Source organism: Marinobacter iranensis, from assembly GCF_029207565.1.
Taxonomy (GTDB): domain Bacteria; phylum Pseudomonadota; class Gammaproteobacteria; order Pseudomonadales; family Oleiphilaceae; genus Marinobacter; species Marinobacter iranensis.
In genome coordinates, this window is the sequence record NZ_JANCMW010000001.1 from 363,502 (window position 1) to 384,164 (window position 20,663).

15 protein-coding genes and 1 pseudogene are annotated in these 20,663 nt (G+C 48.8%); all 16 read left to right on the forward strand.

Annotated features, from left to right (window positions below):
• Positions 1-13: 13 nt before the first annotated feature.
• The 16 genes and pseudogenes from NLU14_RS01755 to NLU14_RS01830 all read left to right on the forward strand — a co-directional run bounded on the left by NLU14_RS01755 (position 14) and on the right by NLU14_RS01830 (position 20,650).
• Positions 14-586, forward strand: coding sequence for a hypothetical protein (locus NLU14_RS01755; RefSeq protein ID WP_275704431.1), 573 nt, complete (start codon positions 14-16; stop codon positions 584-586).
• A gap of 27 nt (positions 587-613) precedes the next feature.
• The gene (locus NLU14_RS01760) at positions 614-1,537 is read left to right on the forward strand and encodes a ketoacyl-ACP synthase III (RefSeq protein WP_275704432.1); all 924 of its coding nucleotides are present in this window, start codon (positions 614-616) and stop codon (positions 1,535-1,537) included.
• 18 nt (positions 1,538-1,555) lie between these two features.
• Positions 1,556-1,789 (forward strand): phosphopantetheine-binding protein, encoded by a 234-nt coding sequence (locus NLU14_RS01765; RefSeq protein WP_275704433.1) that lies wholly within the window; start codon positions 1,556-1,558, stop codon positions 1,787-1,789.
• 327 nt (positions 1,790-2,116) lie between these two features.
• A pseudogene (locus NLU14_RS01770) lies at positions 2,117-2,733 on the forward strand (IS5 family transposase).
• 114 nt (positions 2,734-2,847) lie between these two features.
• Entirely contained in the window at positions 2,848-4,386 is a 1,539-nt protein-coding gene (locus tag NLU14_RS01775) for a lipopolysaccharide biosynthesis protein (RefSeq protein ID WP_275704434.1), read from the forward strand.
• A gap of 492 nt (positions 4,387-4,878) precedes the next feature.
• A complete protein-coding gene (locus tag NLU14_RS01780) occupies positions 4,879-5,943 on the forward strand; it encodes a glycosyltransferase (protein WP_275704435.1) in 1,065 nt (354 codons plus the stop codon).
• A gap of 720 nt (positions 5,944-6,663) precedes the next feature.
• Positions 6,664-8,022 carry a hypothetical protein gene (locus NLU14_RS01785; protein WP_275704436.1) on the forward strand — a complete coding sequence of 453 codons (1,359 nt, stop codon included), beginning with the start codon at positions 6,664-6,666 and terminating at the stop codon, positions 8,020-8,022.
• An 87-nt stretch (positions 8,023-8,109) separates the two neighbouring features.
• Positions 8,110-9,984: an asparagine synthase (glutamine-hydrolyzing) gene (asnB, locus tag NLU14_RS01790; RefSeq protein ID WP_275704437.1), complete on the forward strand. Its 1,875-nt coding sequence runs from the start codon at positions 8,110-8,112 to the stop codon at positions 9,982-9,984.
• Positions 9,977-11,128 (forward strand): glycosyltransferase, encoded by a 1,152-nt coding sequence (locus NLU14_RS01795; protein WP_275704438.1) that lies wholly within the window; start codon positions 9,977-9,979, stop codon positions 11,126-11,128. The genes asnB and NLU14_RS01795 overlap by 8 nt, the downstream gene beginning before the upstream one ends.
• A 593-nt stretch (positions 11,129-11,721) precedes the next feature.
• Positions 11,722-13,881 carry a bi-domain-containing oxidoreductase gene (locus tag NLU14_RS01800; protein WP_275704440.1) on the forward strand — a complete coding sequence of 720 codons (2,160 nt, stop codon included), beginning with the start codon at positions 11,722-11,724 and terminating at the stop codon, positions 13,879-13,881.
• Complete coding sequence (gene wecB / locus NLU14_RS01805; RefSeq protein ID WP_275704441.1) at positions 13,881-14,975, forward strand: non-hydrolyzing UDP-N-acetylglucosamine 2-epimerase; 1,095 nt, start codon at positions 13,881-13,883, stop codon at positions 14,973-14,975. Before NLU14_RS01800 ends, wecB begins: the two co-directional genes overlap by 1 nt.
• A gap of 221 nt (positions 14,976-15,196) precedes the next feature.
• Positions 15,197-17,014 carry a heparinase II/III family protein gene (locus NLU14_RS01810; protein WP_275704443.1) on the forward strand — a complete coding sequence of 606 codons (1,818 nt, stop codon included), beginning with the start codon at positions 15,197-15,199 and terminating at the stop codon, positions 17,012-17,014.
• Entirely contained in the window at positions 17,011-18,228 is a 1,218-nt protein-coding gene (locus tag NLU14_RS01815; RefSeq protein ID WP_275704444.1) for a glycosyltransferase family 4 protein, read from the forward strand. The genes NLU14_RS01810 and NLU14_RS01815 overlap by 4 nt, the downstream gene beginning before the upstream one ends.
• The gene (locus tag NLU14_RS01820) at positions 18,225-18,824 is read left to right on the forward strand and encodes a sugar transferase (RefSeq protein WP_275704445.1); all 600 of its coding nucleotides are present in this window, start codon (positions 18,225-18,227) and stop codon (positions 18,822-18,824) included. The genes NLU14_RS01815 and NLU14_RS01820 overlap by 4 nt, the downstream gene beginning before the upstream one ends.
• The gene (locus NLU14_RS01825; protein ID WP_275704446.1) at positions 18,821-19,438 is read left to right on the forward strand and encodes an acetyltransferase; all 618 of its coding nucleotides are present in this window, start codon (positions 18,821-18,823) and stop codon (positions 19,436-19,438) included. The genes NLU14_RS01820 and NLU14_RS01825 overlap by 4 nt, the downstream gene beginning before the upstream one ends.
• Positions 19,439-19,474: 36 nt before the next feature.
• Complete coding sequence (locus NLU14_RS01830) at positions 19,475-20,650, forward strand: DegT/DnrJ/EryC1/StrS family aminotransferase (protein WP_275704447.1); 1,176 nt, start codon at positions 19,475-19,477, stop codon at positions 20,648-20,650.
• Positions 20,651-20,663 lie beyond the last annotated feature (13 nt).

A 20,663-nucleotide genomic window follows, 5' to 3' on the forward strand; every position in this document is an offset into this window, starting at 1 on the left:
GAAGGGAGTAACAGTGTCCGAAGTCCTGAAATTTGCTTTCAAGGGTAACAGGGATTATGTCCACGGAACCAGTCTGTTCAATGCGCTGGCGTGTGCGGCAAGCCAGCAGGGCCTGGCGCACGGAAAAATCGATGTTTCCTTTAAACACATGATCCGCAATCCGGTGTGTGTGCTGGAACAGCGCTCGCCAATGTCGGAAGATTCGGTCGTTGCGCGGGTTTCCGGGCAAAACGATGAGCACTTCGTGCTATGCCTCAACGAGGCTTCCCAAACAGAGACCGCTGACCGCCAGGAGTTCGACGAGCCGGAAGTGTGCCGGGGTGCGGTAATAGGTGACAAGTGCATTGTGCAAGAAAATCCTCATCATCATGATCGGATCGAGTTGCTGGTATCACTCTGCAAAAAAATGCACCAGGAATGCATTGATTCTTCCAAAAGATGGGTCTTTTCCCGTTATGACGGCCAGTTCCCCATTCCCACACCGGGCAAAGTCGAACTCCGAATCAGTAAGCAGATTGGTACACGGCTGACCTGCAGTGATGTACTGGTTAACGACCAGAAAATCGCCACCATGTACTTTTCATAACAAACTCAGTGACCAGGGAGCGAGCCCATGCTAGGGATTCAGTCCATTGCCAGTTACCTGCCAAAAGGGCGTGTCGATAACCTTGAACAGGCAGACCGGTTTGAGACAGATCGGGAGTTTGTGGAACAGAAAATCGGAGTCTCCAGCCTGCCGAGATTCGAGGAGCAGGATTCTGTCGTCAGCGCGAGCGTAGCGGCATTCAGTAATCTATGCGCGAAGGAATCCATTGACCTCGCTGAAATCGAATGCGTGGTGTTGTGCACCCAGAATCCCGATAAAGGCGGCTTGCCTCACAACTCCGCCCTGGTGCATGCCGAACTGGGCTTGCCAGAAGACTGTGCCTGCTTTGATATAGGCCTTGGATGTTCAGGCTATGTGTATGGCTTGAGCGTGATCCAGTCCTTCATGGCGGCGAACGGCATGAAGAAAGGGCTTCTTTTCACTTGTGACCCCTATTCAAGAATTCTGGACCCCGAAGACAAGAATACCTGCCTACTCTTTGGCGATGCCGCATCGGTGACGCTGATCAGTGAAACACCCCGCTACACCCTTGCCAGCGCGAAATTCTCAACCAAGGGCGCTGGCAGTGAGGCGCTCCAGAAGAATGGCAGCCAGCTCGAAATGAACGGTCGCGCTGTGTTCAACTTTGCGCTGCAGGACGTACCCAAACAGATCAGACGAGTTCTGGAAAATGCAGAACTGAAGGCAGAAGACATCGACCTCTTCCTCCTTCATCAAGGCAGCCGTTTCATGCTGGAGAATACGATCAAGAGAGCGGGCATACCGTTGGAAAAAGCACCAATAAGATTATCTGAGACTGGTAATACGGTATCGTCCTCCATCCCCCTATTACTGGAAAAAGAACTGGGCAAGAGCCCCGGAACTATCCTGATGTCAGGATTCGGTGTTGGGTTATCCTGGGCGACGGCAATTTACACACAGGTTAAGTAAAAAGAGAGCCGGAAAATTATGAATCGTGAAGATGCTGTAAGAATTGTTATGTCCATGTTGGAAAAGAATGTTAATGGGTTGGAAATGTCTGAAGACAAGATGGATAAAACCCTGGTAGACATTGGTGTGGACTCTCTTGATGTGATGTTGGTAATAATGGACGTGGGTGAGGCCGCGGGGGTTACGATTAGTGATGATCAGGCCGAGGAGCTGGATACTCCCGAAAAAATTGTTGATTTTATTATAAATTAGAAGATTTTAATGAGCTGACAAGGCAAAAGGGTATTCCTTATGCTAGGCAATGACCTGACGCCGTAAAATTAGTAAGTCAGATCTATCTTGAGAATGTCAAGGATTGTTTTTCGTTCAAAAAATCAAATATAACCAAGGTCCTATAAGGAGACTCTGAATAAGTCTCCAAAATCAGCGGTGATACGGCATGGAACTCGTTGCGTTATGGAAGATGCTTTGTACGAGATCGAATCCATTCGGCACTTCGCTGGTCTGAAGCTGGATCGCTTACCGGACGAGGCGACCATTCTCAACTTCTAGCATTTCCGGGAGAAGCACGGCCTGATATTGTGTGAAGGCAGTATAATAGATGCCACCATTTTCTCTGCTCCCGGCTCTACTAATAATCAAACTGGCAAGCGCGATCCGGAAATGCACCAGACCAGAAAATGCAACGAATGGCACTTCGGCATGAAGATGCATATTGGTGTCGATGATACACTGGGCCTGATTCACAGTATTGATGCGACCGCTGCCAACATTCACGACATCGTGCCCACTGGCAACCTTCTCCACGGTCAGGAGCAACATGTATTCGGTGGCACCGGTTACCTTGGCATTCAGAAACGGGAAGAATATATAAATCGCAAACACGTTTCTTGGTTCATCGCTAAGCGCCTTGGCACCCAGAAGACGCTAGATGCCGACAAACTGAAAGCCGAAAAAAACAAAAAACTAGTGTTCGTGTCAAAGTGGAGCATCCCTTCCGCTACATCAAGCAGGTCCTTAGATATGGCAAGGTTTGCTATCGCAGCTTGGCCAAGAACAATAACCAGCTGCATTTACTAGCTGCGTTCAGCAACGTGCTGATTGGTGAAAATACTTGCCTGCTCAGGGCCAATACGCCTGTTTTCCGCCAGAATGGCGGGAGACGGGCAAAAGACACACAAATATTGGGAGAATGAATGGTGTCTGAACCTTCGAATTTTCGCCGACTAAAACCAAAATCAACGTTATTCAGAGTCTCCTAAGGTATACCTTGGAATAAAGATTCAGCATAATATTTGTTTTGAACTGAGTTGGCTGGTCACCATTCTGATAGACGGACTTCATTTAGGGATAATGCACTTATTAGCTCATTTAAAAAGAACATTTTTTTCAACTACATTGGGCAACTGTATACAACGCTGATTGGTATATTAATCCTGCCTATGTACCTTCAGTATATGGGCCCGGAAGCTTACGGGCTAGTAGGCTTTTATGTGCTTGTACAAGCATGGATGAATCTTCTTGATATGGGAATGACGCCAACCTTGGGACGGGAGGTCGCCCGGCTGAAGGAGCACCCATCGGAGCACTGGCGCCTTGTAACGGTAGTAAATACTCTCGAATCTCTGTTCTTGGTATTGGCAGCTTCATTGGGGCTAACGCTTTTTCTCTCCCGAGACTGGGTTGCAAGCGACTGGCTAAAGGTTGAATCGCTGTCATTGGAAACGGTATCTACGGCAGTTGGGGTTATTGCTGTCACTGTAGCCGTACGCTGGGTTTCATCCATTAACCGAAGCGGCATAAATGCTTATGAAGCTCAGGTGTGGATGAACGTTATTGATATCATCGTTAATACCCTCAGATTCCCTGGCTCGCTCTTGTTGGTCATCTGGACCAATGGAAGCGTCATGGCCTTTTTCTACTTTCAGCTCGTTATCGTATTGATTGAAATTGTTGTTATTCGATTGAAACTCCGCACTCTTATGCCACATGGAATAAGCGGAGTAAAGCGGTTTTCCACGAAGGAACTGAAAAGAGTGGCACCATTTGCCCTGAGTATAGGGTATACAGGTGCAGTTTGGGTGCTGCTCACACAACTCGATAAACTGATTCTATCCAAAGTCTTAACCTTGGCGGATTACGGCTACTTCACCCTCGTTGCGACGATTGCATCCGGCGTTACAATGTTAGCGGGTCCGGTAAGCAAAGCGGTTTTGCCCCGAATGACGGTTCTGCTGGCTGTAGAGAAAAAGGAAGAAATGATAGCCATCTATCGTCGATCAACACGAATGGTCGTCTTGTTCGTTGCGCCGGTTACGCTAGTGATTGCGCTGATGCCAGAACTAGTGGTTTATACATGGACCGGAGATAGAGAGGCCGCCAGCTGGACAGCTCCCATATTACCCTTGTTCGTGCTCGGAAGTGGTCTTTTAGTTATCATCGCTTTTCAATATTATCTTCAATACGCATTTGGAATTTTAAAATATCACGTTTTATATAATACCGCGTCCGTAGTAGTCAATATACCACTCATTGTTTTCGCAGCATTTAATTATGGCCCTGTTGGAGTTGCTTGGGTCTGGTTTGGGTTTCGTGCATTCTCATTTTTGTTGTGGGTTCCATATGTGCATCGTAAGTTTTACCCTGGCCTTCACAAGCAATGGATGCTGATTGACGTGCTTCCTGGATTTTTAGTATCAATTGTTGTAATAAATATTTTAGATAACCTATTTGATATACACTCAGAAATAACGCAGTTGGGTGGTGCGGTAGTTCTAAGCAGCATTACATTAGTTTCTATATTTGTTACTTTTTTACTAACAATGCAAAGCAAGCTAGGGAGGTCCTGAAAAAAAACTCTCAATCAGTGATAATACGCCCTTGGCCAACCAAATATGATTCTGTTTGCGGCTTGGATCAGATGGTCTTCTCTGAAGCCCAGTACAGAAACGAAAGGCGCACCGTGACATATTCTGGGACATATGGAAAAGATAATTCCGTGACAGTTACGCAGCCGAGTCGGAGGTTAGCCGTCAAGTTGTCCAGACAGGAGGTTCAGTTCACTGGGAGAGGGGCTTTCCCAACATCTACAGTTATGTTCAATTGGAGCTTATTTCATAAAGCGGCGTCCGTATTAATCTGATACATATAGGGTCACCCAACGATTTCGTCGAGCTTCTACCCAACGTCTTGCCATTGTGAGTATGGCAGTCTCTGGGAAGCCGATTCAATTTCTTTTGAAGAAACATTTGGAAAGCAAGAAAGAACAGCCTAACCTCTTTTAAGTTTTTAACAGGTTGTCTAGCTAGAGGGTGCAAACTAAAAATCTAGGAGTAATTGATTTGTCTAAACGTACTGACTTTGACTTGGCTGGTTTTCGAAATCAGCCTCTTCCCACTGAAAGTGAAATAATGAAAGACTGGGAAGGCTCTTCAGACGAAACTTTAGTTACTGTGTTGTGCCACACATTCAACCATGCACCTTATATTGAAGATGCGTTACGAGGGTTTCTTACGCAGAAGACCAATTTTCCCTTCGAAGTAATTGTGCATGATGATGCTTCTACTGACGAAACGCCAAAAATTATAGATCGATTTAAAAAAAAATACCCCCACATTATAAGGCCCATATTTCAGGTAGAAAATCAATACTCAAAAGGGATAAAGCCTACAAGTTTGAGTGCTCCCCGTGCCAAAGGGAACTATATAGCCTGTTGTGAAGGAGATGATTTTTGGATAAATAACAAAAAACTCCAAATTCAAATAAATTTGGCAAAAAAAAATAATGACATTCTTCTTTTTTTTCATCAAGCATTGTTAATGAAGGACAACGAGATAGTAAGGGCAATAAATAACTACGGCTGCGAACCAAGGGTTTTTGATGTTTCGTTTCCAATCAAAAATGGCGGCGGCGCGATGCCAACGGCATCACTTTTAATTCATCGTTCGATATATGATAGTCTGCCATCATGGATCTATGATGTTCCGTTTGGAGATTATTTTATTCAAGCCATGGCTTCTATAAATGGAGCCTATTATTTTCCAGAGCCACACTCGGTATATCGGAAGCAAACACCATTCTCTGTTAGTAAAAAGAATAGCGATATTTTTGGTAAGGACTTGGAAATATTTTACAATAAATCAATCTTGGCTTTAGAGAACTTGGATGATCATTTTAATAAAGATTATAGTGGCGACATCCTTTGGTACAAATCTAAGGTGGCTCAAAATTGTGCGACACAATCTTTAAAGTTTGGCGACTATAATGGATTTTTCAAATATATAAATAATAGTTGGTCGTTTAAGAAATTCGCATCAAATAGTCAAACTGTATTGCGTATTCTCCAGCACACGCCGCGAATTGCGAGGATTTTGATTTCGGCCAGAAACCGAGTCTTTAAAATATAATAACCAAGGTGCTTGCAGTTATTTTAGGATTGGATAGAGGCTTCGAAAAGGTTAATAATTAAGTGCAACCCCTTATAATAGAGAGCCTCTGTTTTTATAGAAGCTCATTCTCAACATCATCGACTGCCTTATGCTCATGTGCCTGAAGCGCTCGAGTACCCGACTTCGTGCCATTTCCGGTGAGGTATTGCTGATGGTGGTCAGTCCTATGATGCTGGCATAGCTCGTTCGGCCCGTTCTTTGTGTAGATCCTGTAAAGTTGGTCGAAAACATCGAGCTCTGTGAGCTGGTCATCGACATATTGTGAGACGAGCTGTTGACAGCACCGGAAAAACACCCTAAAAGAAGAGCGGTACCTTCCTTGGACTAATTTACGCTGCAAATTCTAGGCACTCGTGACACTCAAGACGGCTTAGGCCATCAAGTGACATCTTGACTTGTTTCCCGTTGTGCCAATGGAGATACGCGTCGAGTTCATTGATAAACTGTCCCGGCATAACTGTATGCCAGTGTTGAGAATGGAAAAATCGTTCTTTAGGCGACTGAAGAAACCTTCGCATGGCGCATTCGCCGGTTGGGGGCATTGGTCGCAAGAGTTTGGCGTTCTCAATGGCTGCTACGATCCCTCATCTTGCAAATGAAAGCTAAAGTAAACATTACGCAAGTTTCTTTGGATCCGTCTGAAAGTGGTCTGTCCCTCACTCAATATAGCATCAAAGTATGAGAGGAATAAATATTAAGAATATCTTTCTTAAGGCTATTGTGAGTTTGTCAATTGTTTTGATGCTGCTCACTCCAGCAATTAACATACCCGGCCCATTTTTTATAAAAAGCTTAGATGTTTATGCCGCGTTCGCATTTCTTATAGTATTTACACTTTTTACACTCCATCGTATGAAGGCGCCTCTTACGCTACTGCTCATTATTTCAGTATTTCTGTTGCTGCTTAGCCAAATGATTTTTCTAGAAATAATATATGGACATGGAGACTATACGGGGATATCCCTTGCGGCACGGTCACTCATTACCGTGATCGTTGCTTATGGTTGCACGCAAGCGCTTATCAAACTATATGGTGAGAAAGGGCTTTCAATCTTCGTAAAGTTAGTTATTTTCTGTGCATTGTTGCAGGGTGCAATATTATGGTTAAGTTTTCTGTTTCCGATCGTAAGGGAATGGATGTCTGTCCTATTTTATCGGGACTTCAGTAGGGATGCGGATCATTTAATACTACTTCGCGTTCCGGGTTTTGTTTCTACCGGTGGTGATGGTCTTTCTATGAACCATGCTCTTCTATGCGTAATGGGGCTGGCTGGAATTTATGTAACATCTCCTCCAAATCAGCTTCGTTGTTTCATTATTACTATTCTGTTTATTTCTATGCTTGGAGCAGCGTTTACCGGTAGGAGCGGGCTATACTTAGGTTTTTTCTTTATGGTAACGCTTATTCTAATTCAAAAAAAAAGATATTTCGATATTGGGAAAATGTATCGTGTTTTTGTTTGCGTTTTTTTGTTAATTGTAGTTTTGTTTTTCTTGGGAAATGCCTTGGGAAATTTCGGGCAAGATATTTTGGATGATCATGGTTACGAACATCCGGTGGTTCGCCTATTGCGCGGATTTATAGAAATGCAGAAGTCTGGATCATACTCTGATAATACAGTTAGGACCCTTTTGATAGACATGGTTGTATTCCCTGAAGATCCTATGCGGTTTTTGTTTGGTAACAATTATTTCGGACCGATGCCTAGCTCTAATTTGCATACGGATGTAGGTTATCTTAGGATGTTGCATGGTGTAGGTTTTTTTGGATTATTTGTTTTCTTGGTCGGCGTGTTTATAGTTCCTATAATGCATGCTAGGTTCACAATGAAGAACTTGCTGTTAAAAACTTCAAATTTGGTTGATCGGAGATTTTTTAAAATTTTAAGTCAACTTATGATAGTGATTTTTATCTTCGGTTTAATTGGTCACTACAAGATATTTTTCTTGTCGACGAGAATTTACCTTTTCGTATTTTTCGTATTTTTGTTTCTTGTGCTAAATCGCTACAAAATGGCTGAAAGAACTACTTTTTAAATAGGTGAAGGTACTAATGTAGGCTTATCGTTATTTTCAATAAAACCATGCAATAATAAGTTTTAAACAAATTTCTCGGTATTTTTTATGTGCGGGTTGTGCGGAATATTAGTGTCATCTCAAATTACAGTAGGGCGTGAAGTCGTGTCTAATATGGTTGGCACTCTTCGCCCTCGCGGTCCCGATGCTCAAGGCATTCATATTGAGCCGGGCATTGCGCTGGGGCATCAGCGATTGAGCATTCAGGATTTATCCGCGATGGGTGCCCAGCCTATGGTACTTCGCCCGGGTGGCCCCGTGATTGCCTTTAATGGTGAAGTGTACAACTTTCTGGAATTAAGAAAGGAATTATTGGCGGAAAGAGATCATGCTTTCCGCGGGCATTCTGACACGGAAGTTATATTGCACGTATACGATGCCTGGGGCCTGGAAGGCCTTAAACGGTTGGAGGGTATTTTCGCCTTTTCCCTCTGGGATCCGATTCGTAGGCGGCTTATTTTGATGCGGGACCGGCTTGGCGTTAAGCCGTTGTTCTATGCTAATTCTAATTATGGATTGGCATTCGGATCTGAAATCAAAGCCGTACTGGCTGCGGGAGGCGTGGACACTTCACTCAACGAACAGGCCTTCGCTGAGTATCTCTGGTATGGGAATTCCTATGAAGAACGATCTTTATATCGCGGCGTACAAGCACTAAAGCCTGGTCACTGGATGATTGTTGAAAATGGCGAGGAACGAATTGAGCCTTGGTGGCGTATTGAAGAATGGCTTGAAAGAGCTCCCACTGCGAATACTCCACAGGAGGCAGCAGTTCAGGTCAGGGAGGCATTGGACGCATCCGTAAAACGACAGCTTGTGGCCGATGTGCCTGTAGGTCTTTTTTTAAGTGGAGGAATAGATTCCTCGGCTATAGCCGCATCAGCTATGAATGTGCAATCGCACCCCCTTTCCAGTTATTCCGTGGGTTTTGATTTTGAGGGCGGTGTCAATGAGTTGCCCCGCGCGCGCCAGGTTGCGGAGCATTTCAGACTTAACCATCACGAATTGAAGATCGAGGGTGCCAACCTTCCAGAAACCCTTATGACCCTTGCACGGGCCCATGACGAGCCCTTTGCGGACGCAGCGAATATTCCCCTCTACCTACTCTGCCAGCAATTGGGTAGTGATATAAAAGTCGTGTTACAAGGAGATGGTGGTGATGAGATGTTCGCTGGTTACCGGCGTTATGCGATCCTTCGCAATACTCACTGGTGGAGACTTTGGCCGCGAATGTTATCGTCGTTACTGCGAAATGGCGGTGAGAGGGGGCGGCGCCTTGCCCGAATAGGGGAAGCGACGGGTAACTCCGATGCAGCTCTTCGAATGGGGTTGTTATTGACGGTAGAAACACTACATGATCCACCAGAGGCCATACTGGAGCCCGGCCGACGAACGGCTTTATCCTCTTCCACAGATCCCTTTCTGGCTTATCGAAATGCCGCAGGGCGCTTTGCAGCACATGACCCGGTACAGCAAATGCTGTTAACGGATATTTCAGTGCAATTGCCGTCCCAATTCCTGACCAAGGTGGACCGTGCCACCATGGCGGCGGGTATAGAAGCAAGAGTGCCTTTATTGGATGAGCGAGTTGCAGAACTGGCGGTTGGTATGCCTTCAAGCTGGAAAGCACATGGAATGGAGAAGAAAATCGTATTGCGGAACTCCCAACGAGGGCGTGTTCCCGCCTCCATTCTTGATGGCCCCAAGACTGGATTTGGTGTGCCATACGAACATTGGCTGAGGGGGCCATTACATGATTTTTCTCGTGACATGATACTAAATACAGGGTTCCTGCAACAGTTCGGGTTTGATCGCAAATCGGTAGAGTGTGCTTTTAAGGAACACCGAAACCAACGCCGAGAGCGCGGCTTTTTATTATGGAAACTTTTGCAGCTTGCATTGTGGGCGCAAAAAGATGCATAAGAAGCCATTAAATTCACGTCCAAAATTATTGTTTGTGGGGGCATTCCCTTCACCTCATCGTCAGGTTTTCGGTGGAAACGTCACTGCCTGTCGGACGTTGCTTGCGTCGACTCTGCCACAGCGTGTTGACCTTGAATTAATCGATAGCACACAGCTCAGCAATCCTCCGCCAGGCCTGTTTGTTCGCCTTTTACTCGCGGCAAGGCGGTTTTTGATTTTTTTAGTGAGATTTGAGCGCACGAGACCTGATGCAGTTTTACTTTTTACCTCAGTTGGAGCTAGCGTTATAGAGAAGGGCTCTATGGCTTGGTACGCGAAGTTGCGAGGAGTGCCTGCATTGCTGTTTCCACGAGGCGGACGGCTAATTGACAGTTTCCAGCGTTCTTGGGTGACTCGTTTAGCCGCCCATTTTGCTTTCTCAGGAGCAGAGAAGGTTCTGTGTCAGGGCGAGGCCTGGCGGGATTTTGTGACTGGCCCCCTGGGGCGTTCGCTAAATGATGCGCCTATAGTGAGAAACTGGACAGCCACCCCTGATCTGCTGGAGATAGGAAGGCGGCCTGTTATGCCAGAAGCAGGGGTAGTCGTCCGGGTACTATTTGTCGGCTGGCTAGACCGTGAAAAAGGTGTTTTAGATTTACTTGAAGCCTGTGAAAAGCTAGCCCCAGATCACAAGTTTGAACTCAATCTTGTCGGCGAAGGAAACGTTTCAAGTCTAGCCCGAAAACGAGTTCAACAACTGGGTTTGACTAACGTAATTCACTTTTCCGGTTGGCTCAATGGAGATGATCTGATTCAGGCATTCCGTGATGCCGATATTTTTGTGTTGCCCTCTTGGGCAGAGGGCTTACCGAATGCGATGATAGAAGCGATGGCCGCTCGCCTGGCAGTGGTAGTGACATCGGTGGGAAATATCACCGATGTGATCAAGAACGGCGAGAATGGTCTGCTTGTTACGCCACACGATGTCGCGCAACTTCAAACCGCACTAAGTCAGGTTATTGATGGTCATGAGCTTCGGACGAGGCTCGCCTATTGCGCTCATGAGCTCGCAGCCTCGAATTATGGTGTGGAGCCAGCTGTTGAGCGCATTTGTCAGATCATCTCTGATGTAACTGAACGAACAGTCTCGGACGTAACTGATTAAAATCATTTTACAGTTGAAAAAATTAGGGCGATGCTGAATAGGTCTCCAAGATCAGAGATATTATGGTAATCGCCAATCGTATAATAGTCGTTGCCATCATGGATCAGACAACTTTCTCCAAGGTTGAGTGCAAGAATTAAGAAGTGAAAGACTAGCAGCAAGATTTTTCTGGAGCGGATGGGAGAAGATGACTCTCGGGACTCAGCTATTCAACGATCTCAGCGACCCGGCCACAGACCACCCTTACGAAGTCAACTCTATGCGGTATTCTGCCAGCCTGAATCTGGAGTGCTTGCCATGCCGGATAATGAATTCTCACATAGGCCGCAGAAAACTCTTTATATTTGAGGATCATATATCGGGCTAAAGCCTGCTTCGCCGCACCGCTATGAACATAACTAAGAACGGACCTCGCTCCGATGGTGGGTTATTGCCTGAGTGAAGAACAGCCTCCCAACGCAGTGTTTTATACCTTAGAGAGTACAGCAACTGATCAAAGCCAAGGTGCTAACGAGGCAGATTACTCTGACCCTGATTTCGGATCGTTGTGCTTTGAGTTTTGGTGTCAGCAGTTTTTGGATTAGGGGTTTTTTATGAAACAGATTTTACAAAGCCTGAAAACCGGCGAAACAACGGTAGCCGATGTGCCTGCCCCGTCTATGCGTAGCGGCCATATTCTGATTAATACCTCTCATACCCTCGTTTCCGCCGGAACCGAGAGGACACTGGTGGGTTTTGGTAAGGCTAACTGGGTCGATAAGGCCCGCCAGCAGCCAGACAAGGTGCGCATGGTGCTGGATAAGGTTCGTACCGATGGCTTGGCAACAACACTGGACGCCGTTCAAAGCAAACTTGATCAGCCTTTGGCGCTGGGATATTGCAACGTCGGTGCTATTGCTGAAGTTGGCGCTGGAATCAACGGTTTAGCCTTAGGAGAGCGTATTGTCAGTAATGGTGGGCATGCGCAGGTTGTGTGTGTGCCTAGAAATCTCACTGCAAAAATTCCCGACAGCGTTACCGACGAGCAGGCCAGCTTCACGGTCCTGGCGGCTATTGGGCTTCAAGGTATCCGGCTTGTAAACCCAACGCTTGGTGAATGTGTGGTGGTAACCGGCCTTGGCCTGATTGGGTTGCTTACTGTACAGATGCTGCGGGCACAGGGTTGCCGGGTTCTGGGTATAGACTTTGACCCTGCCCGCTTGGAACTGGCCCGCAAATTCGGCGCGGAGGTAGTGAATCCCGGCAAAGGTGAGGACGTGCTGGCAGCTGCTGCAGGGTTTTCCCGAGGGCGGGGCGTAGATGCGGTGATTATTACCGCGTCCACCAAGAGCAATGAGCCTGTCAGCCAGGCTGCGACCATGTGTCGCAAACGTGGCCGTATCGTGCTGGTTGGTGTCACCGGGCTGGAGCTGTCCCGGGCGGATTTTTACGAGAAAGAGCTCAGCTTTCAGGTCAGTTGCTCCTATGGGCCCGGTCGGTACGACCCTGCCTATGAGCAGGGCGGCCAGGATTATCCCGTTGGCTTTGTGCGCTGGACAGAGCAGCGTAACTTTGAGGCGGTGTTGGATCTGATGGCCTCTGGTCTTCTGGATATAGAGTCCTTGATCAGCCATCGCTTTAGTCTGGAACAGGCAGAAGAAGCCTACGACCTTTTGTCTTCCGGTGAGCCGTCTTTGGGAATTTTGTTGGAATACCCGCAGCAACAAGGCGTGGGCCCCCGGGTGGTGTCGCTTACAGACAACGAGGGAAGTGGCAGTGACGGCGGGGTGGTGAACAGGGCACCGGCTGCCGGAAAGGCAACAGTTGGTTTCCTGGGTGCGGGTAATTATGCGGGGCGGGTGCTTATTCCTGCATTCAAGGCTGCGGGGGCTGAAATGCATACCGTTGTCAGTGGTGGCGGAGTGAGTTCTGTTCATTACGGCAAGAAACACGGCTTCCGGCAGGCCTCCACTGATGGCAAGGCGTTAGTGGAAGATGCATCTGTTAACACGCTGGTTATCGCCACTCGCCATGATAGTCATGCCCGCCAGGTGCTTGACGGGTTGAGGGCAGGCAAACATATTTTCTGCGAAAAACCACTTTGCTTAACCCATGAGGAACTGACAGAGATTGAGGCAGAAGCTGCCGGACGGCCAGAACAATTACTAGTGATCGGTTTCAATCGTCGCTTTGCCCCTCATGTGGTCACAGCAAAGGCGCTTCTGGAGACAGTAGCTGAGCCTAAGAATATGGTGATGACGGTAAATGCCGGCGCTATTCCTGTGGACCACTGGACACAGGATCCGGAGGTCGGTGGTGGCCGTATTGTGGGCGAAGCGTGTCATTTTATTGATCTGTTGAGGCACTTGGTGGGAACGTCCATTACCGGTCACTACAGTATTGCTGTGGGGCGCCACCCTGCCGTCGAAATTACTGAAGATAGAGCTACCATCACCTTGACCTTTGCCGATGGCTCCGTCGGCACCATTCATTACCTTGCTAACGGCGACAAAAGCTTTCCCAAAGAACGGCTGGAAGTATTCTGCGCAGGCCGGGTGCTGCAGTTGGATAACTTCCGCAAGCTGAAAACCTATGGTTGGCCAGGCGCAAAAGATAATCGCCTGTGGCGCCAGAATAAGGGGCAGGGCGCTTGTGCCAATGAGTTTGTGAAGGCGGTTTCCGGTGGTGGTCAGTCGCCCATACCTCGGGAAGAGATTTTTGAGGTGTCCCGGGTAACTCTGGAAGTCGCAGAACAACTGAGGAAGCAGAGCTGATGCTGATTGATATCATTGCAGGCGCCCGCCCGAATTTCATGAAGATTGCTCCGATTATTCGGGCTTTGCAGGTTCGCCAGGAAGCAGGCAGTAAGTTAAGTTACCGCCTGATCCATACCGGCCAGCACTATGATGCGAGTATGTCCGGGGCTTTTTTTGAGCAATTGGGTATTCCTGAGCCGGATGTGAATCTTGAGGTAGGGAGCGGCACCCAGGCTGAGCAGGCGGCCGGCATTATGACCCGCTATGAAAGCCTGCTTCTGGAAGCACCTGGTGCCCTGTGCCTGGTTGTAGGCGATGTAACATCTACGATGGCATGCGCAATTACGGCTCAGAAGTTGCGGATTCCAGTGGCTCATGTGGAAGCGGGTATCCGCTCCGGCGACTGGAGCATGCCGGAGGAAATCAACCGGATGGTCACGGACAGTATTACCAACTGGTTTTTCACGACCAGTGAGTGGGCCGGCGGCAATCTTCGGAAATCTGGCGTTGAAGAAGAGCGGATTTTTTTCGTGGGTAACACCATGATCGATACGCTTATGGCCAACATGCCTAGGTTTAGCCCGCCAGATTTCTGGGAAAGGTATAAGCTCAAACCCAGCCAATACTTCGTAGTGACTTTGCATCGCCCCGCCAACGTGGATTCCGCTGGGGATTTTGCCGAGATGTTGCAGGCCATCGGGCGTAATACCCGTGGTTTACCAGTAGTGTTCCCGGTGCATCCACGTACTGCTAAAACCCTTAGGGATATGATGGATTTGCCTGAAAACTTCATTCTGGCGGAACCTCAGCCCTACCTGCAGTTTAATTATCTGGTCAAGCATGCCAAAGCGGTGATTACGGATTCCGGCGGTATTACTGAGGAGACCACCGTGATGGGTGTTCCCTGCCTGACGCTAAGAAATAATACTGAGCGACCGGAAACGGTGGAGCAGGGCACGAACGAATTGGTAGGCACTGACCCTGCTGCACTTGCGCCGGCCCTGGAGCGACTGTTTACAGGCGACTGGAAACAGGGCGGCATACCTCCGCTTTGGGATGGAAAAACCGGTGAACGTATTGTGACTAACTTAGAGAAGTTGCTTTGTGGTTGAGTCTTCGATTTGGTTAAAACCGTATCGCGAATCTTCTGAGGGACAATGAAATCCCGGAGTTTCTTGGCCAAATCGAATGGTTTAAAGGTAATTGGGACGATTCTTCCTTGCCCAAGTAGTGGGTATATAAACCTGCAATTATCACGATGCTCTCAGCAAATAATCTATGACCTGTCTTAATTTGCTGGCCCAAAAATCGTCATTAGGAGATTTTGCTGCCTATGTTAACCAAAATTAAGGCCGTGTTTGCTCTGGGGATTGCAAATGTTTTCAGGGTTATATGGTTTCGTCTTTGTGTGCGTTTGAGTCTCAATCCAGTGAGGCGCTTGCGTGCTGTCATACCAAAAGGCCCGTTTTTCAAATCCAAGGTTTTGTTTGAAGAAGCCAGTTCAGGTTATGAATATGTAACGATGGGGTTTGGTTATATCCCTCTGGGGACAAGCCTAGTTCCCCCCAATTGGCATTTAAATATCCTGACGGGTAATCGCTGTCTGGACTCGGAGCTGCCATGGTTTTCTATTCCTGATTTCACTACAGAGCTAGGTGACATCAAGGGTGTCTGGGAGCTGTCTCGGTTTGACTGGGTTTTGGGGTTTTCCAGAGAGCATCGCGAAGGTGACACCACATCGCTCGCCAAGCTGGAGGGGTGGCTGGAGGATTGGGTAAGAGCTAACCCTCCTTATTACGGCCCGAACTGGAAGTGTGGGCAAGAAGCTTCGATTCGTACAATGCACTTGGCTATGACCGCAATTATACTTGAGCAGGTTGATGAGCCAGAGGCGTCTCTGCTTCACTTGATTGAGGTACACCTGCAGCGTATTGCTCCAACAATCCTCTATGCGATTGCGCAAGACAATAATCATGGCACTTCGGAGGCGGCGGCATTATTTATTGGAGGAAGCTGGCTCGCTAGTCACGGGAGCTCAAAAGGTGAATACTGGCAAAACGAAGGCCGAAAGTGGCTGGAGAATCGGGCACGCCGTTTGATTGAGCCGGATGGTAGCTTTAGCCAGTATTCGGTCAATTATCACCGGGTCGTGCTCGATACATTTTCTATGGTAGAGCTTTGGCGGCGCAAATTGTCGTTGCCTGAACTCAGCAAGCATTGGTACGAAAAAGCGGTGGCGGCAACCAATTGGCTTTGGGCGATGCTGCAGTCAAACGGTGATGTTCCAAATATTGGCGCAAACGATGGCGCCCGTTTATTGCCTCTTGCTGCGACCGATTATAGAGATTTTCGCCCATCGGTGCAGATGGCTGCGGCCTTGTTCAGGAATGAAAGAGCGGTGCCAGAGGTCGGAGAGTGGGACATAGCTTTAAAGCTGTTAGGCGTAGATGCTCCGCTGCGTCAGGCTCCAGCAGTGGAGAGTCAGCTTTTCGATTGCGGCGGCTATGCAATAATGCGGGACTCAGGATGTTTTGTTCTTTTTCGGTATCCGCGCTTTCGCTTTCGCCCCGGGCATGCGGACGCCCTACATGTTGACCTTTGGTTGAATGGCGAAAATCTTCTGCGTGACGGGGGATCTTTTAGCTACAACACCACAGAGCCATTGCAAAGCTATTTCCCCGGTGTGAGGGCCCACAATACAGTTCAGTTTGACGACAGGGAGCCAATGCCGAGAATCAGTCGGTTTCTTTTTGGGGAGTGGCTGAAAACATCTACGCTTGAACCACTTAAAGTGACCAGCGAAGGCCAGCGGGTGGCAGCCGGATACAGGGATTATCTGGGCGCACGCCATACGCGGAGGCTGAGCCTTTCTGATAGTATGCTTCGAATCGAGGACGATGTCAGCGGCTTTCGCGAGAGGGCGATATTGCGTTGGCGATTGCAGCCGGGCGATTGGGAGGTGTCAGGGCATTCCGTAGCCTTGAGGGGGGTAAAGATTGAAGTAAGTGCCGACGTACCGTTGAAACGTGTGGAATTGGTTGAAGGCTGGGAATCCCGGTATTACGGCCTGAAAACGCCCTTGCCCGTCCTCGAAGTTGAGGTGGCCCGCGTTGGTCACCTTGTCACAGATATTACTTGGAATCAGTCTTGAAAGTTCTCTATTTTCATCAGCACTTTGTAACGCCGAAAGGCGCAGGCGCAATTCGATCCTATGCCATGGCTAGAAAATTGATCGAACAAGGTCACACCGTCACGATGGTATGTGGGAGCAATACCACGGGGACCACCGGTCTTGAGGGACCGTTCCACAGAGGTCAGCGCCGGGGCACCGTAGATGGCATTAAGGTAGTAGAGCTTGATCTTGCCTACTCGAATAACGATGGCTTCATGAAACGGGCGCTGACATTTCTATTATTTGCATGGCGTAGCATCATTATTGCGCTGACCGAAAAATACGATGTGGTGTTTGCAACCACGACTCCGCTTACGGCTGGTATTCCTGGCATTTTTGCGCGTTGGCTGAGAAAAAAGCCGTTTGTGTTTGAAGTCCGGGATCTGTGGCCGGAGCTTCCCCGGGAAATGGGGGTAATCACCAATCCAGCAGTGCTTTGGGCCATGGGGATACTCGAGTGGGCCAGTTATCGGTCCGCCAATCGGCTGGTCGGACTGTCACCTGGGATTGTTGAGGGCATCCGAAAGCGGGGTGTGCCTGCTGAGCGAATTGCTTTGGTACCGAATGGATGTGACCTCGATATCTTCACTGAGAAAGCGAAGCCCTGGCTCCCCAAAGGTGTTCTGGAGTCAGACCTCGTGGCGGTGTTTGCTGGCACTCATGGTGTGGCGAACGGCCTAGATGCGGTATTGGATGCAGCCATGGAATTGAAAAGACGTGAGCGCACGAACATTAAGATCTTGCTGATTGGCGATGGCAAACTCAAGCCAGCTTTGCAGGCTAGGGCGCAACGTGAAAGCCTGACCAATGTAGTGTTTCACGACCCAGTGAAAAAGGCAGATTTAGCAGGTTTAATGAGGGCAGCAGATCTTGGCATGCAGGTGTTGGCCAATGTGCCTGCCTTTTATTACGGCACTTCCCCCAACAAGTTCTTTGATTATATTTCTGCTGGACTTCCGGTCTTGAACAATTACCCCGGCTGGCTGGCTGAGATGATCGAACGTGAGCAGTGTGGATTTGTTGTGCCGCCAGCAGACGCTGTCGCTTTTGCAAAGGCATTGGAGCAGGCTGCGGATGACCGCGAATTGTTACCAGCAATGGGCCAGAGAGCTAAGGCGCTGGCCAAGAGAGAGTTTGATCGGGAGATAATGGCTAGCGAGTGGGTGGATTGGGTGACAGGAGTAGCCCGATGATGAAGCGCTTGTTTGATGTAATTTGCGCACTACTGGTCTTGCTAGCACTACTTCCGGTAATCCTGATTGTTTTCATGTTGGTGCGCGTCAAGCTTGGTTCCCCGGTGTTTTTCCGTCAGACTCGGCCAGGTAAGGGCGGTAGACCTTTTCAGATGGTGAAGTTTCGTACGATGCTGGGCGCGGCTGATGCGAGGGGAGAGCTATTGCCGGATGATCAACGAATGACACAGTTTGGTAGTTTTCTTCGCTCAACCAGCCTGGACGAGCTTCCCGAACTGTGGAATGTGTTGAAAGGCGACATGAGTCTTGTTGGGCCCCGGCCACTATTGGTGGAGTACTTGCCGTTATATTCAAAAAACCAGTATCGTCGCCATGAGATACGTCCAGGCATTACAGGTTGGGCACAAGTGAACGGTCGCAATGCGGTTTCTTGGGAAGACAGGTTCAAGCTAGACGTCTGGTATGTAGACAATCAGAGTTTTCTGCTAGATATAAAAATTCTCTATCTCACCGTAAAAAAAGTCTTGGCCAGAGACGGGATAAGTGGCGAAGGTGAAGCGACCATGTCTAAATTTACCGGAAACTCAGACAAATGAATCGCCTCGCTATCCTGGGTGCGAGTGGCCATGGAAAAGTTATCGCAGATGCGGCAGAGCAAAGTGGTTGGGGTAGCATCGTCTTTTTTGATGATGCCTGGCCTGAGCTGACTTCGAACGGTCGCTGGTCAGTGGTTGGAAGTAGTGCGGAACTCCTGGCCAATCTGGAGAAGTATGATGGCGTTGTGGTGGGTATCGGTGACAACCGCATTCGCTGCCAAAAGCTCCAGCAGCTCGGTGCCGCCGGCGCTAACATTGTTTCTGTCATCCACCCCTATGCAGCGGTAAGCCCGTATGTAAAGCTCGGAGTAGGTTCCGTTGTATTCGCGAATTCAGTGATCAATGCTGACGCGGTAATTGGGCTAGGGGCCATTATTAACACCGGATCTGTTATAGAGCACGACTGTCTCTTGGGTGAGTGCGCACATGTTAGCCCCAACGCCACGTTGGCGGGTGGGGCAGTGCTTGGCCGACTAGTGTGGGTAGGCGCTAATGCGTGCGTTAAACAACAGGTCTCCATCGGTGATGAAGCGGTTGTAGGGATGGGAAGTGTTGTACTCCGGAACGTAATTGCCGGCCAGGTTGTAGTCGGTAATCCTGCCAAGCCTCTCTAGTTTTTAGTAGTTCTTGTAGATTTAAAAGGCGCCTTAATGCTTAACACATCATTTTCTCCCTGGCCCTCCTATACTCAGGAAGAGGCCGACGCGGCCTCCCAAGTACTGCTCTCCAATCGAGTCAATTACTGGACAGGTCAGGAATGCCGTGAGTTCGAACGGGAATTCGCGGAATTTGCCGGCACTGACTATGCCGTGGCTGTGGCGAACGGTACGGTCGCTTTGGATCTTGCCCTGAAGGCGCTGGGTATTGGCGCCGGTGATGAAGTAATTGTCACTTCCCGAACCTTCCTGGCCTCGGTAACGTGTATTGTTAACGCGGGCGCTTGGCCTGTGTTTGCGGATGTGGATGCGGATTCTCAGGGGATTTCGGCTGAGACGGTTGCGCCGCTGATTAATGACAACACCAAGGCGGTCATTGCGGTTCACCTTGCGGGCTGGCCCTGTGACATGGATGGCCTGAATGAATTGGCTTGCCGCCATGGCTTATCGGTGATCGAGGATTGCGCCCAGGCCCATGGTGCGACCTACAAGGGCAAACCGGTCGGGTCCCTGGGGCACGTAGCAGCCTGGTCCTTCTGCCAGGACAAGATCATGACCACTGGTGGTGAGGGTGGCATGGTGACCACTAATGACCTGGAACTGTGGTCGCGCATGTGGTCCTACAAGGATCATGGCAAGAGCTGGGAAGCGGTTTACGAGCGCGAGCATCCGCCGGGCTTTCGCTGGTTGCATGAAAGTTTTGGGACCAATTGGCGAATGACTGAAATGCAGGCTGCTATCGGCCGTATTCAGTTAAGGCGTATGCCTGAATGGGCCGCACGCCGCCGGGCCAACTGTGAGGCTATCTGGCAGACAGCCCGGGAGTGCAAAGGGCTGCGAGTGCCGGACGTTCCGGAACACATCGGCCACGCCGGTTATAAGTGTTATGTTTTTGTAGAGCCTACTACTCTTAGATCAGAGTGGGACAGGGATAGGGTAATGTCGGAGATTGTCGGTGCCGGCGTGCCCTGTTTTTCCGGCTCCTGCTCGGAAGTGTATTTTGAGAAAGCGATACAGGATGCAGGTATGGCCCCGGTGGAGCGCTTGCCGGTGGCGAGGGAACTGGGTGATACCAGCCTGATGTTTTTGGTTCACCCCACGTTGACGGCCGATGAAATCAAACTCACGTGCGAGGTACTCGCACGGGTAATGGAGGAGGCAATCGCTTGAACAGGGACAAGTT

Excerpts from the sequence above, each read along its gene's own strand:
- NLU14_RS01760 (WP_275704432.1), top strand. The coding sequence starts at position 614 with ATGCTAGGGATTCAGTCCATTGCCAGTTACCTGCCAAAAGGGCGTGTC.
- NLU14_RS01765 (WP_275704433.1), top strand. The coding sequence starts at position 1,556 with ATGAATCGTGAAGATGCTGTAAGAATTGTTATGTCCATGTTGGAAAAG.
- NLU14_RS01785 (WP_275704436.1), top strand. The coding sequence starts at position 6,664 with ATGAGAGGAATAAATATTAAGAATATCTTTCTTAAGGCTATTGTGAGT.
- asnB (WP_275704437.1), top strand. The coding sequence starts at position 8,110 with ATGTGCGGGTTGTGCGGAATATTAGTGTCATCTCAAATTACAGTAGGG.
- NLU14_RS01795 (WP_275704438.1), top strand. The coding sequence starts at position 9,977 with ATGCATAAGAAGCCATTAAATTCACGTCCAAAATTATTGTTTGTGGGG.
- NLU14_RS01800 (WP_275704440.1), top strand. The coding sequence starts at position 11,722 with ATGAAACAGATTTTACAAAGCCTGAAAACCGGCGAAACAACGGTAGCC.
- wecB (WP_275704441.1), top strand. The coding sequence starts at position 13,881 with ATGCTGATTGATATCATTGCAGGCGCCCGCCCGAATTTCATGAAGATT.
- NLU14_RS01810 (WP_275704443.1), top strand. The coding sequence starts at position 15,197 with ATGTTAACCAAAATTAAGGCCGTGTTTGCTCTGGGGATTGCAAATGTT.
- NLU14_RS01820 (WP_275704445.1), top strand. The coding sequence starts at position 18,225 with ATGATGAAGCGCTTGTTTGATGTAATTTGCGCACTACTGGTCTTGCTA.
- NLU14_RS01825 (WP_275704446.1), top strand. The coding sequence starts at position 18,821 with ATGAATCGCCTCGCTATCCTGGGTGCGAGTGGCCATGGAAAAGTTATC.
- NLU14_RS01830 (WP_275704447.1), top strand. The coding sequence starts at position 19,475 with ATGCTTAACACATCATTTTCTCCCTGGCCCTCCTATACTCAGGAAGAG.